Source organism: Bacillus cereus group sp. BfR-BA-01382, from assembly GCF_022663475.1.
Classification (GTDB): Bacteria; Bacillota; Bacilli; order Bacillales; family Bacillaceae_G; genus Bacillus_A; species Bacillus_A thuringiensis_S.
The window spans coordinates 1-208 of sequence record NZ_JAKUFQ010000466.1; the positions used below are offsets into that span (position 1 = coordinate 1).

Sequence of the window (208 nt, forward strand, 5' to 3'; positions counted from 1 at the left end):
GATTAGTTTGAGAACCCTTTTCTTGAGATGCCGCTTTTTCTTCCTCATTATTTTCATTTCCGTTTGTTTTTACCGATTTTTCTGCTTTTGATTTCTCTTCTAGCTGTGCTGCTTCTTTATCTTCAGTTTTCTTCTCTTCTATCTTTGCTGTTTCTTTATCTTCAGTTTTCTTCTCTTCTATCTTTGCTGTTTCTTTATCTTCAGTTTT

At 33.2% G+C, this 208-nt stretch carries 1 pseudogene; it reads right to left on the reverse strand.

Features of this window, described 5'->3' with window-relative positions:
- Window positions 1-208, reverse strand: a pseudogene (locus tag MR160_RS35445) (YrrS family protein); the annotation flags it as partial.